We start from the raw sequence: 16,632 nt of genomic DNA, 5'->3' as shown, positions 1-16,632 counted from the left end.
TAACATGAAAGGGTAGTGCTTCCTATAAATACTTCGAATTAAAATGAATTTTACTTATGATAAAGGACTACAGTAACCTTCAAAAAGGATGGAAAAAATGAACCAAGTAAAAAAGGTAACAAATATTTTTATTATAATTATCCCTATTATGTGGGTACTACATACGCTTTCAAAAAACTTTATAACTGACCCGTCGTTTCAACAGTTTCTTTCCAATAAAGATCAATTCCTAATGAACCAGTCATTATGGATTGTGATGGTTCGTGTTCACATTCTTCTCGCTATAGCAGCTCTCATGACAGGATTCTTAGGTTTGATTAAACGAATTCACTTGAAATCGTTACAGTTTCATCGTTGGAATGGACGTATTTATGTTTTGTCGATTATTTTGAACTACATTCCTGGATTCTATGTGTCTTTCTTTGCAACAGGGGGATGGCCCAGCACAATTGGGTTTCTCATTTTAAACACCTTATGGATTTTGACAACACTCAAAGGGTATTTATTTATTAAAAAAAAACAAATAATTCCCCACAAGCATTGGATAATTCGTAGTTTTTTCCTTTCTTTTGCAAACATGACCATTTACGTGATTGTCACAATTATTCACCATGTAGTAAACCTTTCATACGTTACGTCATACACCATTGCTGTGTGGCTTAGTTGGATTCTCAATTTATGTTTGGCGGAAATCTTTATTAGAAGGAAAATGTAAGACTAAAGCATTTGATTTATATAAAAGAGAAGACTTGTCTAGATAAATTGCTGTTAGTTTAAGTAAAAACATACCAAAACGATGAGTAATATCGGTGGTACTCTAAGTGAAAAAGTCGAATGAATCTTCCGCAGTTTTGTAACCTATCTCAGGATAAGTGATCTATAATCTAGAAGGAGGATTTCTAGTTCAGTTCTCCTATGAATTTTAAGCTTTCTCAACCTTTTACGTAAAAAACGAACGGTGATTTATTTTTATTTTAATATTAAATTTTCATCAATGGATTCCAAATTTCTACACATAGTTTGCAAAGTTGTTTTGCCATAGCACTATATTATATAAAATTTCTTTTCTGATTCTTTACCTAACTTCCCTTTCATCAAGTATAGAATGGGAAATTGAACACAAAATATAAAGATTTATTAAGAAAGGATATTAAATAGAATGGACTTAAATTTAATTTGGCAAACAATACTTATTTTTATTGTGGGAACTATTTATTTACGAATCAGTGGAAGAAAAACTATTTCTCAAATGACTATTCCTCAAACGGTAATCTTGATTGCTATTGGTACGTTACTAATACAACCTGTTTCTGGACGAGGACTTTGGGTTACTTTTGGTATCGCAGGAATATTAGTACTAAGTTTACTTTTAACAGAGTATATTCAATTAAAATTTGACAAGGCAGAAACAGCTATATCTGGAAAGGCAGTACCTGTTATCCAGAATGGAATATTAATGGAGAATAACTTAAATAAACTTCGATTAACTGTTGATAAATTAGAAGAACGATTACGACAAGTCGGCGTTACAAATATTCATGATATACAATATGCCACTATCGAATCAAACGGACAATTAGGACATACATTAAAGCCGGAAAAACAGCCTGCCACAAAAGAGGATATTCAAAATCTTATTAAGTTATTTCAAAGTAGAGAATTGTTAAATAGTAACAAAAATTCAACAGATAATATCTTCACTGAAACCCTAAATAAAAACCTTAATACAGATAATACACCTAAACATTTACAATAGGCATATAAGGCATCATCCTTAATGGGTGATTTTACATAATAATGGGTATTTACACTCAGGAAGATATTGCTTTAATGTATGGCCAATTCCATGCGGCAAAAGACATTATCGGTGCTAAACTACTGCGTCTTAACAAAAATAAAGGTTGGTTAGTTCCACCACCACTCCATGTAAATTATCCTGAAAAATAATATTTACTTTCCTGGCAAACCGTCTCTCCAGTTTGAAACTGAGGTTTTTTCTTTGTTAACAATGTATAGGCTTGCACAAATTAAAGTTGAGTGTATCGCACGCACTTGCTGTGGCGCTGGTTGACCGTCACGGCCTCCAAATTACTTAGGGTCCTACCAGCTAAGTGACCTTTTTTTAGTTTTTTCCTCAAAATGTTCAGTAATACAAAATGGTTTTAACATCCAATTCATATTAATCTTAAAGCGAGATGTAATTTACATAAATTAGAGGAAACAAATACCTGGAAATTTACGTTTTATTGTGCAAGTTGTTTCAACAATTTTAGCTATCATCTTTGTTTTCATGAACTTTTTGGGGCATCGGACAGCAGACAGATTCGTTAAGATCATATTTTTTATTGGTATGATATGATATTCGCTATTTTTAGTGTAGGTATTGAAACGGAAAAAAAGCTAGGAAACAGAAGCTGATTGGAATATAAGCCAATTGGCTTTTTTTACTGAACATTTTCCTCAAATTGTTCAGTAACACCTAAAATTATACCTCCCTGTAATTTTTATTTTAATTCTCTTTCATAGACACTCTACCAATCATCTTCCAATTACATTCATACGATAAAAGTGAAAACAAGATATATTATTTCGAAAATCTTTCTTGTTACAAGTGCCTATAACTTGCGGGGTCACACACATATTAAAAAGGGAGGTGAGAAAAAATTGAGTAGAAAATTGGACCCGCAAAATTTGATTGACGACATTTGTTGTGAAACTGATCGTGTTTTTTGGCCCCGTATAAAAGCTGTTGACATAGGTACTATTCAACCTCCTCCAGTCGCTATCCCTGAAGGAACTATTATTCCAATAATAAATAGATATTTCTATCTTGTTGAAGAAGATATTAATTTATCAAACGGAGCAACACTTGCAGCTAATTTATTCACAGATGATAATGGCGATCCAGTAACCGAATTTACGCTTTTTAACCCTAACGGCTACGTAAATCTTTATATAAATGCCGTCATGCAAGAGGGCGGCGCATACAAAGTAACCCCTGATTCATTAACTCTTAACCCATTTAATGCAACTATATTTGCTGGAACTCCAATAATTATAGAATCATTAGGCTTCCAACAAATGTAATAACAACATTCCTTAAACTTTTTCTTTTGAAAGGAGGTGAAAAAATGGCACTTTCAATTATCAATATTCATGTAAATGTTACAGGCACTTCGACTAGATTCTTTAATGTTTTAGCAGCAAATTTAACTGTCACAGACGGTACTACTGTTGCTGCAACTGCCTTTCTAGACGATAGTGGAAATGCCGCAACTGCTTTCCCAATAGTAGCGAACGGATACTACAATTTCTATATAAATGGAGTATTGCAGGAAGGTGATTCTTATACAATTTCTGCAACAGAGTTAACATTTAACGGCGTTACTGGTACAATCACTGCTGGAACTCCATTAGTTATGGAAGCCGTAGAATTAGTTACAGAAACTTAATGATTGATTTTTAATTAACAATCAAAAGTTTTAATAATTCTTTCTACTATTTGCTTAGGGTCACTTGTGACCCTTACTTTATTGGTTTAATTGGTTTCTTTATATCCTCATGTTCATATTGTGCAGTAAACTACTGTTGAAGCTACATACTTTTAAAGGGATTGTTAATAATAAATTTATAAAATATTTTTAAAGAGGTGTATTTTATAAATGAAAAAGAGTTTATCTGCTTTAATAATATCAATTACTCTTGTTTTATTTTTCCTTCCAAAGACAGGATTCGGGATAAATGAACCCACTCAAGACTCTAACGCACTTAGAATAAAGGATATGCTCATGCTTATGCTTACTCCTTATATTGAAAAAGATTTGACTAACTATTATTATCCAAAGATTTTAAAGGATTTTTCATCTCAGGTTACTCCATGGAAAATTGAAATTATCAAAACTAGAAGAGTAAATGATTTTCGTGGCTTTATATTGCAAATTACATTTGAAATTGAACCTACAGGTATTCAGTATAATCCCGTAGGCAAGGATCGAATGACCTATGAAATAACTTATGGACCTGAAGTTAAATTGATAAATCACACTCACCTAAAGACTTATAAATATCCACCAGAATAGTCAATTCTATCAATTTAATAAATCTTTACTGGTTGAATTATTGGCGGATCTGTAGCATTGAAATAAAGTTTGATTAAATTAACTCTATAACCCTTGATAAAATAGCAATTAAAAAAAGCGTGTTTTGAAAAAAGATTGATCAAAACACGCTTTTTCTATATTTAATTGAATCATTCTTTTATAAAAAAGATTGATCATTTCTATGATCCTTATTCCATTAAAGCGCCCGTTCGTTGAACAACCTGGTTTTCCAGTCATCCCTGTACATGTTTTCTAACCATTTCAATAAACGCTTTGACCGCAGGAGACAACCATTTGTTCTTATGATACATCAAATAAGTAGCAATTTTACCACCGGTTTGATACTCCATCCCCGATAATTTTTTTTCACTAAGCTCATTTTCCACAGTAACGTATGGAAGCATGGATATTCCAAGTCCACTGATTATTGATTGTTTAATAGCCTCAATACTCCAGAATTCAATTGTCGATTTTGAAGGAATATTATATTCCTGAATATACTGTTCAAACAGAAAGCGATAGCTGCACCCCTTCTCTGTGTAAAGTAAATTGCTACAAGTATTATTCCAATCAAAATCATTCGGATACAAAAACATCATCCGTTCATTCCAAAGTTTTTCTGTCAGTATGTCTACATCATTCAATTCATTCCCCAATAAAAACGAGATATCTGCATTCCCAGTAATTAACTCTTCTTTAAAATTCATTGGATCTAAATGATGCCATTCAATATTTACATTTGGATATTTATCCTTAAATTCTTTAATTATCGGTGGAAAACGATAAATCAATAATGCTTCAGGTGCCGAAATAACAATATCTCCACCAACCTCTCCATTTACGGAAGTAACTTCTTTTATATCTTTGTAAAGTTGAAGCATTTTATTGGCATAGGGTAATAGTTGTTTTCCGGTTTCTGTTAAAATGATTTGTTTACCGATTCTATCGAAAAGTGGTTGATCGAGTTCAATTTCAAGGGATTTAATATGTGAAGTGATTGTTGATTGTGCATATCCTAGTTTGTCTGCAGCTTTTGTAAATCCACCAGTTTCAACTATCGTTTTAAAAGTTTTCAAGTGGCGTATTTCCATTAACCAATTCCTCCTTTCAATCCATCAGAAAACATGATGGATATAATTCAAATTATCAATTTTATTAATTGAATGCAAATACTTATACTTGAAGTTATATTACATAAAGGCGGTGATGAATGATGAAAATAAATATAGTTGGGATATTTTATGCTTTTATTTGGGCGAGTGGAGCAATCGCAACAAAGATAGGTCTTTTTTCAGCCAGCCCATTGATTTTTGCTTCTGTACGATTGCTATGTGCAGGAATTATACTGTTTTTGTTCGTATATATCTTCAGAAACTATCGATATCCTAAAGGGTCGGAATGGGCAAATTTAATTATACTTGGTATTTTAAATACAACTCTTTATGTTGGCTGCTCGTTCCTATCCCTTGCATATGTGGATTCCACAATTTTTAATTTATTTATTACAATAAATCCATTTATTGTAGCTTTTCTTTCCTCCATTTTTCTTCATAGAAAGATCGGACAAAAAGAAATTCTAGGAATGGCCATTTCTGCATTTGGAATCATGATTGCTATTATTCCCTATTTAGAATCATTGAATGCCACATTATTTGGGCTAATTACTCTGGGAGTAGGAGTATTATCCATGGGCATTGGAAGTGTGTTTTATAATAAAATACAACTGAATCTGCCTCAAATTGTCGTTAATACCTGGCAAATTATTTTCGGCAGTTTAATAGCAATCCCCTTTGTTTTCTTATTAGAGCCGAATTTTTATATTCAGTTTGATCCATATTTTTTGAGCGGACTTTTTTGGCAGGTTGTTATGACTTCTATTATTGCCATGATCCTTTGGTTTTACCTGCTTGAATTTGATGCTGTTAGAGCAAATAATTTTTTATTTCTAACACCTATTTTCGGTTACATCTTATCGGCAATATTCTTAAATGAGATGCTTACTGTTTACCATTACGTGGGTGCTTTATTCGTTATTGCAGGTACATTCTTTAGCCAGTCAATGAAAAAACGACAACATGGAAATTCATAGCTTGTAAGTGAATTATTCTTCAAAAGCCAACAAAAATCTTGGCTACTTACTTCACTATTAAGCTATAACTGTTAAAAAGAAATTAATTTTATTTTTGCACATAAGTTTTTCGAGATAATAGCCCTATTACTGAAAAAGGCACAATTCCAATTCAAGAAGGAATCGCGCCCTATAATGGAATAACTAAATATGATTTCAATTATAAAACAAATTATTTCTCCCAAATTAATACAGCACGTTCTAAAACTGAATACTAATGACTTAATACACAATCTGTTCACATTACGTATGGTGACCTGAGCATGCAGCTATTCTACTTTATGGATAGTAGGTTTGCTGTTCCTCCCTTATAGAAAAATTTTTTATGACTGATTTTTAACACTTACCTTTATGTAAGTACATGTAATAAAAGTGCGTACTTACATATTTTTAGCTTGGACTTTACAATAAAAATGAAATCAGCTTAAGGAGGAAAAAACAGTGAAAACTCTTGTTATCATAACACACCCAAGCTTAGAAACATCTGTTATTAATAAGCGATGGGTAGAAGAATTAAAAAAATATCCACAAAAATATACTGTGCACGAATTGTATAAGGTATATCCTGATGAGAACATAGATGTGGAAAAAGAACAAAAATTGATAGAAACTCACCAGAACCTTGTTTTCCAATTCCCTGTATATTGGTTCAACTGTCCTCCTCTCTTAAAAAAGTGGATGGATGATGTTTTCCTTTATGGATGGGCTTATGGTTTAAAAGGAGATAAATTAAAGAATCGTAAAGTTGCTTTAGGGGTATCTGCTGGAATCAAAAATGTGGATTATAGTGAAGTTGGAAGATACCATTATTCACTTGAACAAGTGTTGCGTCCGTTTGAGACGACAGCCATCTATTGTAAAGCAGATTATCGTTCGTTCTTTGCGTTTTATGGAGCAGAATTTGAGCCATCTGTAAGTGAAATTGAAAAAAGCACTCAAGATTATTTAAATTTCATCGATAATATGTAAATGGAACTTTTATAAAAGTTAAAATAAGAAGTACCTCCTAAACAAGAAGGTACTTCCTTTTTACACTATGTCTATTTTGTTACATTCTAGAGCTTGAAAATTATTTTTCTCTCCCCAATCGCACATCATATCTAACAATGGAATAAGTGAACAACCACGTTCAGATAATGAATATTCAACTTTTGGAGGTATTTGGGGAAATTCTTTGCGTATAATAAGACCATCTTCCTCAAGCTATTTTAACATAACACTTAGTGTTTTAAAGGGAATAGTCTCAATACATCGCTTCAGCTCATTGAACCTCATAACCTTATTTTCAGACAACCAATACAAAATAATCATTTTATACTTACCACCTATTAAGGATAACGTATATCCAAAACCAGTGTTTTTTAGTTCTACGCCAGTCGGAACACAGGTTTCTCTCACAATCCCACTCCCCTTTTAATAAGAATACCCTATCAATATGAATACTTTATAGTAAATTACAATGCAATATTATCACAAGAATATAAAGTAAGCTCACTATAAAAATTTGTTATATCTTTAATTCGAATAAATAAAAACTTTAACAAAACACCCCTAAAAAACTTCTTCTTTATTCAACAATCCGGCCTTTTCCATGATGAAACACGCTTTCCTTATTTCAGAAAAGCGCCCTATTATTGAACAAACTATTGCATGATGCCCTCATATTGTGCAGTAATATATATTTATAATTCCCACCAAAACCTTCACAGAATTGTCACTTACTAAGTATTTATAAAATTTATATACTTACTCAAGTAACGAAAGGAGTGTTGACGTATGCCAACTACTAGAAAAGAAAGTCTATATTTTGGTTTAATAATGTGTTTTGGAATGGTACTTTTTATGACCCTTTATAACTTCTACCTTAATGATACATTTGGACAAATTTCTTTCTTAGGTGGAATTACTGATTTTTTAATAGGTTTTATTGTTGCTATCATTCTTGACTTGTACCTAGTGGGACCTATAGCTAAAAAAATAGCTTTCAAATTAACAGCAAATACTTCAAATGTTCTATTTAAGATTCTAACAATATCTACATGCATGGTTATTGGAATGGCTTTTTTTATGTCTATTTATGGTTTGATAACAAGTTATTTTCACAATGGATTGTATTCCAATTCGATTATCAAAGAATTCCTTTCTGTGTTTTGTAGGAATTTTATTGTAGCATTGCCTTTGCAAATTATTATTATGGGACCAATTGTACGTTTTTTATTTAATAAGTTTATAAAAACTTCTCAAAATAACTTAGTATTAAAAAATTAAGTTGAAACATATTATTTACGTTTCAAGTAACCTTAGAGATTTATTCTTTTTGGTTACTTTTTTATAGCAATAGGTAAAACTTTGAAGTTATCTCCATCTTTTCCCCTGCTCCACACCCAACGTGCAGCTTTCACCGCATTAGGCGTTCCATCTTATCCTTTTAGACTAAAGCAACTAAATTACATTTCTTACGAAATTGGTTTAATTTCTCCAATTGTTTACCATCCAATTGGAGAAGGCTCTTATATCGTTCAATCGTTTCTGTTTCTGTAGCATGGATTAATTTGTGAACATTACTATGCACTATTACGAGATTCTTGAATTCATCTGAACCTCCCATATAGCGAGGGATTCTGTGATGACAATGGACTTCTTCTGCTACTAAGAAGTCTCCTGTTATCGCACATTTCCCTGATTGCATGGAGTATCTTGAAATTCGATTATCAGCGTACTCAAGGTTATCGTTATAGGAGATTGTTTTTAATAGTCTGTTTATTTCAATAGCTACATCGTTCTTTAGCTGTTTATGTAGCTTTAGTCTTCCTTCTTTCGTATAGTTGCATAAATCTTGACTAAAATTTGTACTGTTCACAGTTTTTATATCCGCTATGGGGAAAAGGTGAATATTTTCTATTTCAAATGTCTTGAAATTATTTTTGTTAAACCTTTTATATGTTTCTGAGGGTTTAATAGGTATCCCGTAATTCCCAATAGATTTGAGTCGATTGTATAAAGTTCGAGAAAGCCGATAGGCTATTTCAGAGAAGTCAGTGTTCACATGCGTTGCTATCTTGTAGTAGTTTTTGATTCCAAGAACATATGCGTTATAATTCATAGCCATTTTAGCTGTCGGATTTTTTTTGATTTCATGAATTAACTTTCTGGCTTTTTGCAGAATTGTTTTCACTTTATCATCCATAACGTGTGTATTGGCTACATATCTCTTTCCTTTTTTGATTACTTTGAGTGAGAATCCGAGAAATTCGGATGCTCTTTTACGCAAGTTTGTAATCTTCGATTTTTCGTTAGATATGTCAAGATTTAAGTGATTCTTGAGGTAGCCCTTAACTGCGTGATAAAGTTTAATGGCGTTTTTATGGGACTTTGTAAATATCTTAAAGTCATCTGCATATCTCACGATATACATTTCCTTTAAGGTGGTTGTTCTCTTTATCATTAAAACTTTGTTTTTTCTTTCTTTATAGTTGAATTTAGTTTTCATGTTTTCCCATTGATTGCTTATCCACCAATCCAAATCGTTCAATACAATATTGGATAGAAGAGGTGAGAGAATCCCTCCTTGCGGAGTTCCTTTGGTTGGGATACCTATACCTTTTATAGGGGCTTTTAGCATTTTTGATACTACACTTAATACCCTTTTGTCACAAATTCCTATACTGTACATTTGTTTCAGCAGTTTTGAGTGACTGACATTATCAAAGAAGCCTTGTATATCTATGTCTACTACATGTTGATTTAATGCAATATTAGCAAGGAATTGGCATCTCCCCATTGCATGATGAGTTGACCTATTTGGTCTAAAACCATATGAATGGTTGTAAAATCTAGCTTCACAGATTGGTTCTAGTATTTGTTTAAACATTTGTTGTATAAGTCTATCTCTCATGGTCGGAATCCCTAGTGGTCTAGTTTTCCCATTTGGTTTTGGTATCTCTACCCTTCTGACCGTTTGAGGTTTGTAGTTCTTTAATGTTGCTCTTATTTCGTCCACAAATGTTTCTACATCTTCTATTTTATATTGCTCTATGGTGATACCATCTGTACCAGCAGTTTTTGAACCTGTGTTAGCCTTAATATTCCGATAAGCTAGTAGAATATTATTTTTAGATATGATATGTTCGTATAAATTTAAACCTTTAGTTGCATTATTCTTACTTCTTTCGTAAAGGTCGTCAAATATACTTTGCATATCATAATATTCTGCATGTCGTAGTGTTGTACTCACCGATGGTGTGTTACCCCTTTCATAAGAAAAGTCCCATCATCTTACTCGACCTTGTGAGTTTCATTTAGTTGATTTAGTTTTCAAAGAACAAGACTTGGGGTTATCCCTCTGCGGTCGTTACTCGCTTCATTGGTACTGTACCCCTACTTTCACAAGGATAAAGAAATTTCGGCATATACCTTATGTCCACCATCCCGATAATAGTCGTTAAATGGATGTTCCTTGCTTACAACGTTCCGATTAACCTAGCTTTCCATATATATCCTTAGGTGCTTGCTATAAGCCTGTTAAACTATATTCTCCTTGTCGAATATCCCGAAGTTCATATTCAGCAATCTTACTTTTCGGTGTTTAACTCTGAATAAACCAGACTATGTTTTTCAATCATAGTAATTGTCTAGACCCTTACATTCGCAAGTTTGTCAGCCCTGAAGGGCATTCTCACCATAGACATTTTGTAGCATCCCGACCTATCGAGAACCATATCCTTTCTTAGCGACTTAGGTACTTTTCAGCCGACTTCACCTAGCTTCATACATGTCTTGTCTATTACCATTTCATGCATGTAGGAGTATCAGATAATTCGTTTCAGCTCAACATGACGGCTTTCATTCCGAATTTTGGTTAATCAGTTGTGACTGTAGTGACAGCCCTCCCATTTCATGTATATACATTTATAGGGAAACGTTTCGCACACTGAACATTTTCTTTCAAGTATGCTAAACCACTTTTAAAGGTTAACTAAAAAGACACAACTCCTTTTATAGGAATTGCGCCCGTTTGCGGAAGATCGGTGAACTGATATTAGCTGGTATTCTTTGAGGAACAGCACTTAAAATTGTTCGAGTTAGAAGAACTACCGACACAGTCTAAAAGATAATAAATAAGTAATTTTAATTTAAATCTGAAAGCAACATTCCATACGTAATACTATCTGTCCATTCACCTTTATTCCAAAAATCCTGAATGAAATGGGCTTCTTTTCTCATACCTATACGTTCACATAATTTTTGTGATGCTTCATTTCTCGCATCAAGGTTAGCTTGTATACGATGCACATTAATTTCATCAAATAACTTTTTGACTAAACTACTCACAGCTTCCGTTGCATAACCCTTTCCTGAAGCTTCGGGAGAAAAGCTATAACCAATTTCAACAGTATCCTTCATATCTGTATCCCATACAGATAAATCACCAATTACTTTAGAATGGTTCACTACTACTGCCAAACTTAAAATTGTTTCCTTTGTGAGTGCACTATTTTCTAGCTTTTCATTAAAATTTTCCTGCATATTTTCATGTGTCCACTTATCATGCAAGAGATACTTACATGTATCATCGTTACTGTAAATGTTAAATACATCATGTAAGTCCTTACTCTTAAAAGGTCTAATATTTAATCTTTCAGTGCTAAATTCCAAAAAAACTCCTCCTTTGAATGCCAAAATGAATGACTCATTTGGAAAGCTACAACATCTTTTATACTTGTACAAATCAGAATTTTACATTAATAACAGCAAATCCTTATTATGGAATACAATTGAATATATATTATATTATCTTATCGAAATTACCGCAAATTGTTCTTATGAAATTATTTGTAAACTGTTTCTTTTTAATATAGCAGTTGTAACTCCATTCCCAGCAATTTTCTCCCCTATAAATTCACCCTTATAAATCATTGAATTTCCGCAGGATGGACTATACTCCTTAAGAACAACTACTGTTGCGTTAACATCTTTAGACTTTTTTAAAGTAGTGTAAGCTCCTTTTAAGTATAATTCCGTAACGTCTCCTCCTGACTTCTCGACTACTTTAGCTTTCCCATCTAATACATCATCCCCGTTACCGCCTATTATTTCAGCAGGTTCTCTGAGGGTTGAAAATCCATCAAGCAATTCCGGGCATACAGGTATTGGCTTATTCTCTTCTATTAGTTTACTGATCTTAAGATCTAAACTATGCGTACCGTTATATCTTACCTGTAATCCTGCTAAACAAGAACTCACTAATATCATTAGTATCATCCTTCTTTCATTAGTTAGTGGAAAATTACAACTTAATTTCATACTCCATTCGTTTTGCTGTCTCTACAGCTACATCTTTTCTATACAGTCGAGATATCAGGAAATTGATTCAATCATTCCTGCTTTTACGAGATTGGTTAAAATTTTGGACAGATAAGTTGTTGAAACACCTTGGGATTCTACCAGTTGCTGGACACCTATAGGCTCAATCGAAGAAGCAGTAACGAGAGAATGCATGGTGTGTAAAGCATAATTAGTCGCTTTTTAAAACTTCATGTTAACACCTCTATTAGAGATTTATTATATCTACAATATCCTTAAATATATTAATCTTTCAAGATTACTGATTTCTAAATAAAAATGTAGACGAACAAATCTTCACAATTTTGACCCTATATTTTAGTATTAATCTTCAATTGTATTGAAAACGTTCCTGACCAATCTGGCCCTTTAAAAGAAAAAGACGTGTTCCTAAATAAAAGCGCCCGATTGCTGAATATCAAGTCAGTGATTAGTCTTTTGCTTGTAAGTAAAGCCCCTGCGAAGTTTTTCTTTATTTACAAAGTTTAAACCTTATTTAAAGCTTTTTAATTTATTAACAAGTTTAGATGTATCTGTATCTCTTTCATCTAGATAATACTTTCCAATTAATTCTCGAATTTTTCCTGCTACATCTGCTCTTTCAATGTTTTCTTTCGCATAACGTTTAACTTCATTATTGCCTACGCATACACTATGAACTGCATATTCAAACAAGCATTGATCGTTACTATCGTTTCCAAAAGCAATAAACTGTTGAATATTCAACATATGAAGTCCTCTAACTTTATTAATACCTAGAGGACTAATGTCGAGGGCATGCTCTGTTTTATAGTGTGTAACTGATACAGGAATTACTTGAAGAGCTTCTAATACTTCCTCATTCGGTTGGAATAAAACTAATTTGCAAACTGGCAGTAATTGTTCCAAAGGAATGTTCGTTGAATTAGTTTTATCGATATTTTGATAAATAGGATGTACAACATTACCTGAAAAGGCGTAATTCCACTGACCATCTGCTAAAAATTCTAATTGATGTAGATGAATGAGTTCAATGAGTTTGTCTAATATTTGTTGTTCGAAATTTATCACTTGAATATGCCCATGATCATAAGTAAATGTACCATTTCCTCCAACTAATAGACCTTTATGGAAGCTACTAGGTATAACAGGTAATAAATCACGAATCGGTCTAGCTGAAGCGAAAATCACTTGATGCCCTGCAAACTTTAATTCTTGAAGTGCATCAATTATTTCTTTATCAATACTCTTGCCATTAAAACAAAGTGTTCCATCTAAATCGAATACAAAGTTCATTTGAATCCCTACCTCTTTATTAATTGACTATACCTATATTAAAATAAACAAAAACAAACAATAAAGGACAGATGTCCCGGAGGAAAAAATGAGTCAAAATCTATTTCGATCTATATATGACTACACTTTATCAAAAGAACTAATATCGTCCATTTCTGTACGTACTTTTCAACCAAATGAGATTATTTTAAAAGCAGGGGACAAGATAGATGGCCTATATTTTTTACTTTCAGGTAGATATATGGTGTCTAGCTTAGAAGTGACTGGAAAAGAATTACTCCTACGCTACTGTCAACAACCAGCGATTATGGGCGATATCGAAATCTTTGCAGATTGCTTAGTTGCATCAAACTGTATTGCAACAGAGCCGTGTGAAGTATTATTTATTCCTATAGAAGTGTATGAAACAAATTTAAAATTTGATAGTAAATTTAATCAACTATTGTTGAAAGAGCTAGCCTATAAGCTTTTAACTTGCACAATTTCATCAAAAGTAAATGCACTCTCTCCAGTAAGCGTACGTCTAGCTGCTTATTTATGCTCGGTTGAATTCCCTTCACATGTAAATCAATATATAAAAACAAATTCTTTGGATGATGTTGCCTCATTGATTGGTACTACAAAAAGACATCTAAATAGAATACTTAAGGACTGGACAGAGAAAGAGATTATAAAACGAGAAGAAAAAGAAATTCAAATTTTAGATTGGGACAAGGTTAAAGAAATCTCAGAAAATGTACGTTTTGAATAGTTTTAAATCACGAAAAATTTTATAAAACATTCTAATTTTAACAAAACTTTTTTAACCGAGGTCAATTCATTTCTTTCAATTAGTTTGTTCAACTAAACTGCACCGTTAATTAAAGTGAGAAACTTCTCAATCTATTACTCTTTAATTCAACAATAATATTCAATTTTATTGAAAATGTTCCTCAACTATCTGGCCCTTTAAAAGAAAAAGATGCGTTCCTAAATAAACGCGCCCGATTGTTGAAGATATCATATCTATTAGCTCACCAAACATATAGCTATTCACTTCAGTAAACCCTTAAACTTCAAGGGCTTCTCCTATAACTAAAGTGGAAATAAGCGCTGACCCTTGCTAGGATCAACGCATCTCGTTAGTAATAATCGAAAAATATTTACCTTCTAAGGTAGAGTTACTGTAAAGCTTTTAAATTTAATGTCCGTTTCATTAAAAGGTTGAATATTTGTTTTTGTTTCATTGCCTTTAAGGTCAACTTCCACACTAGTTCCTCCTTGGTGGAAATTAACATATGGTATAACTGTCAATGTTTTAGCATTATCTGTGATTGGGTCTATTAGTAGACTACCTGTTAATTCTTCCTTTGCATCGACATTTTGAATTTGACTACCACCCGAATGTGATATAAGTTCGTTTCCTTTATCATCAATCACTTTGAAATCTAGGTACCCATTAGTTAAATAATTTATTTTTTCTGTGTCTGCATTAAAGTTAAAACGTAATCCGGCTGCACTTATTTCTAAATTAGAAACTGTTAAATTAATGTCTTTTACAGTTTGACTGTGATTAATAGTTACATATTCTACTTCTGTTTTCATGCTAACAGGAGTAGAGAAATCCCACTGCTTACCGTCAACACCCGTAAAGTTTACACCTAGAGTAAACGCTTCAGACAAATCATCTAGAGAGTCAATGTTAATGATTCCTGTTCGATGTGTAGGTGATATTTTTGTTTCACTATAAGTACTGGCATTAGAAAAAGCTTGTCCATTAATTTTGATTTCAGGCCCGGATGATAAATAGGATTCTTCAATAACTTTCTCTGATGTGATTGAAAATCCAATAGTAAAACGTGTCCCATCATAGAAAACTTCATCAAGTGTAATTGATGTTCCTCCTGTATTTTTGGTATCAGCTATTAAATTTGTTAATCCTTGCTCATTAACTTTCTCTAAACCAGGATCTCCAGAATCACTAAATACAGCACCAATTATTGGTATTTTTGAAACGATATTAGCCATAACAGGAGAGAAAGTTGTGGAACTAATAAACAGAATAGATGCTACGGCAACTGAACTTAAGCTATATACAATCTTAATTCTCAAAGACTTTTTTCCCCTTTGAACGTTCTCATGAATCGTTTTTGAAATAATTGTATCCAATTTATCGAGTGGAACGTGAATATTATCAATTCCTTCTTTAAACGATGGAATTTTGTCTGTCATCGCAATAAACCCCCTTTAATTTTGTTTTTAATAGATCTAATCCACGACGAATATTTGTCTTCACAGTACCCTCGGGACAATCAAGAAACGCTGCAATTTGCTTAACTGTATAATCTTGATAAAAACGCAGTAGCAAGACCGTTTTATACTTTTCCTCAATATCGTCCATTGCTTGAAGAAGATCAAGATGTTCCTCAGTTCCAGAATGCTCTGTATCCTCAATCTGATCAAAGATTTCCATATTAATCGAAACAAGCTTTTGTTTCTTCTTTAAAGTTGCAATAGCTGTGTTAATTAAAATTCTCATTAACCACGTTGAAAAATAACCGTCATTTTTCAATGTATTAATTGCATTTAAAGCTTTATATAGGCTTTCTTGAAACACTTCAAGCGCATCATCTTCATTTCGCATATACATATAAGCCATTCTGTACATTTTTTCTTTTTCTTCATGTATTAGGATTTGAAATGCCTCGGAATCGCCTTTTTTAGCACGATTTACTAACATTGATTTTATCTCCAATTAACAAACCTCCTTTCCTCTTATACTTATTAGAGAAATTGGAACAACAAAAC

The 16,632-nt window shown here is 32.6% G+C and carries 16 protein-coding genes and 3 pseudogenes; 10 read left to right on the top strand and 9 right to left on the bottom strand.

Features of this window, described 5'->3' with window-relative positions; translation table 11 throughout:
* Positions 1-97: 97 nt before the first annotated feature.
* From A2J09_RS06020 to A2J09_RS06000, 6 genes and pseudogenes are all read left to right on the top strand, one after another.
* Positions 98-715: a DUF2306 domain-containing protein gene (locus A2J09_RS06020; RefSeq protein WP_139015331.1), complete on the top strand. Its 618-nt coding sequence runs from the start codon at positions 98-100 to the stop codon at positions 713-715.
* Between the two features lie 444 nt (positions 716-1,159).
* Positions 1,160-1,756 carry a DUF421 domain-containing protein gene (locus tag A2J09_RS06015; RefSeq protein ID WP_012294223.1) on the top strand — a complete coding sequence of 199 codons (597 nt, stop codon included), beginning with the start codon at positions 1,160-1,162 and terminating at the stop codon, positions 1,754-1,756.
* Positions 1,757-1,797: 41 nt separating this feature from the next.
* Positions 1,798-1,947, top strand: a pseudogene (locus tag A2J09_RS23365) (DUF3231 family protein); the annotation flags it as partial.
* Between the two features lie 717 nt (positions 1,948-2,664).
* Positions 2,665-3,087 (top strand): DUF4183 domain-containing protein, encoded by a 423-nt coding sequence (locus A2J09_RS06010; protein WP_227256834.1) that lies wholly within the window; start codon positions 2,665-2,667, stop codon positions 3,085-3,087.
* 44 nt (positions 3,088-3,131) lie between these two features.
* On the top strand, positions 3,132-3,452 hold the full coding sequence (locus A2J09_RS06005; RefSeq protein ID WP_036161476.1) for a DUF4183 domain-containing protein: 321 nt from the start codon (positions 3,132-3,134) through the stop codon (positions 3,450-3,452).
* 210 nt (positions 3,453-3,662) lie between these two features.
* Positions 3,663-4,079: a DUF3888 domain-containing protein gene (locus A2J09_RS06000; RefSeq protein WP_036161473.1), complete on the top strand. Its 417-nt coding sequence runs from the start codon at positions 3,663-3,665 to the stop codon at positions 4,077-4,079.
* A 254-nt stretch (positions 4,080-4,333) separates the two neighbouring features.
* On the opposite strand, the gene A2J09_RS05995 is transcribed toward A2J09_RS06000, so the two are convergent.
* Positions 4,334-5,191 carry a LysR family transcriptional regulator gene (locus tag A2J09_RS05995; RefSeq protein ID WP_036161467.1) on the bottom strand — a complete coding sequence of 286 codons (858 nt, stop codon included), beginning with the start codon at positions 5,189-5,191 and terminating at the stop codon, positions 4,334-4,336.
* 119 nt (positions 5,192-5,310) lie between these two features.
* Between A2J09_RS05995 and A2J09_RS05990 the strand changes: the two genes are divergently transcribed.
* Positions 5,311-6,189 carry a DMT family transporter gene (locus A2J09_RS05990; protein ID WP_012294215.1) on the top strand — a complete coding sequence of 293 codons (879 nt, stop codon included), beginning with the start codon at positions 5,311-5,313 and terminating at the stop codon, positions 6,187-6,189.
* 480 nt (positions 6,190-6,669) lie between these two features.
* Positions 6,670-7,197 (top strand): NAD(P)H-dependent oxidoreductase, encoded by a 528-nt coding sequence (locus A2J09_RS05985; RefSeq protein ID WP_012294214.1) that lies wholly within the window; start codon positions 6,670-6,672, stop codon positions 7,195-7,197.
* 60 nt (positions 7,198-7,257) lie between these two features.
* On the opposite strand, the pseudogene A2J09_RS05980 reads toward A2J09_RS05985, so the two are convergent.
* A pseudogene (locus A2J09_RS05980) lies at positions 7,258-7,626 on the bottom strand (winged helix-turn-helix transcriptional regulator).
* Positions 7,627-8,004: 378 nt separating this feature from the next.
* Here A2J09_RS05980 and A2J09_RS05975 point away from each other — a divergent pair.
* Positions 8,005-8,496 (top strand): DUF2798 domain-containing protein, encoded by a 492-nt coding sequence (locus tag A2J09_RS05975; RefSeq protein WP_036148639.1) that lies wholly within the window; start codon positions 8,005-8,007, stop codon positions 8,494-8,496.
* Positions 8,497-8,656: 160 nt separating this feature from the next.
* Here A2J09_RS05975 and ltrA read toward each other — a convergent pair whose 3' ends face one another.
* The 5 genes and pseudogenes from ltrA to A2J09_RS05955 all read right to left on the bottom strand — a co-directional run bounded on the left by ltrA (position 8,657) and on the right by A2J09_RS05955 (position 13,845).
* Positions 8,657-10,462: a group II intron reverse transcriptase/maturase gene (ltrA, locus tag A2J09_RS05970; RefSeq protein ID WP_012291752.1), complete on the bottom strand. Its 1,806-nt coding sequence runs from the start codon at positions 10,460-10,462 to the stop codon at positions 8,657-8,659.
* Positions 10,463-11,355: 893 nt separating this feature from the next.
* Positions 11,356-11,883 (bottom strand): GNAT family N-acetyltransferase, encoded by a 528-nt coding sequence (locus tag A2J09_RS05965; protein WP_036161465.1) that lies wholly within the window; start codon positions 11,881-11,883, stop codon positions 11,356-11,358.
* A gap of 165 nt (positions 11,884-12,048) precedes the next feature.
* Complete coding sequence (locus A2J09_RS05960) at positions 12,049-12,480, bottom strand: 2-thiouracil desulfurase family protein (protein ID WP_012294211.1); 432 nt, start codon at positions 12,478-12,480, stop codon at positions 12,049-12,051.
* 108 nt (positions 12,481-12,588) lie between these two features.
* A pseudogene (locus tag A2J09_RS22810) lies at positions 12,589-12,753 on the bottom strand (Rrf2 family transcriptional regulator); the annotation flags it as partial.
* A 309-nt stretch (positions 12,754-13,062) separates the two neighbouring features.
* On the bottom strand, positions 13,063-13,845 hold the full coding sequence (locus tag A2J09_RS05955; protein WP_012294209.1) for an HAD-IIB family hydrolase: 783 nt from the start codon (positions 13,843-13,845) through the stop codon (positions 13,063-13,065).
* Positions 13,846-13,933: 88 nt separating this feature from the next.
* Here A2J09_RS05955 and A2J09_RS05950 point away from each other — a divergent pair, with 88 nt between their 5' ends.
* The gene (locus A2J09_RS05950) at positions 13,934-14,596 is read left to right on the top strand and encodes a Crp/Fnr family transcriptional regulator (protein ID WP_012294208.1); all 663 of its coding nucleotides are present in this window, start codon (positions 13,934-13,936) and stop codon (positions 14,594-14,596) included.
* Positions 14,597-14,994: 398 nt separating this feature from the next.
* On the opposite strand, the gene A2J09_RS05945 is transcribed toward A2J09_RS05950, so the two are convergent.
* Both A2J09_RS05945 and A2J09_RS05940 read right to left on the bottom strand, forming a co-directional pair.
* On the bottom strand, positions 14,995-16,056 hold the full coding sequence (locus A2J09_RS05945; RefSeq protein WP_036161461.1) for a DUF4179 domain-containing protein: 1,062 nt from the start codon (positions 16,054-16,056) through the stop codon (positions 14,995-14,997).
* A complete protein-coding gene (locus tag A2J09_RS05940) occupies positions 16,031-16,564 on the bottom strand; it encodes a sigma-70 family RNA polymerase sigma factor (protein ID WP_012294205.1) in 534 nt (177 codons plus the stop codon). Before A2J09_RS05940 ends, A2J09_RS05945 begins: the two co-directional genes overlap by 26 nt.
* Between the last annotated feature and the right edge of the window lie 68 nt (positions 16,565-16,632).

The organism is Lysinibacillus sphaericus (assembly GCF_001629735.1).
Lineage (GTDB): Bacteria > Bacillota > Bacilli > Bacillales_A > Planococcaceae > Lysinibacillus > Lysinibacillus pinottii.
The sequence above is the reverse complement of the archived record's forward strand: the minus strand, read 5'-3'. Positions and strand labels throughout refer to the sequence as shown.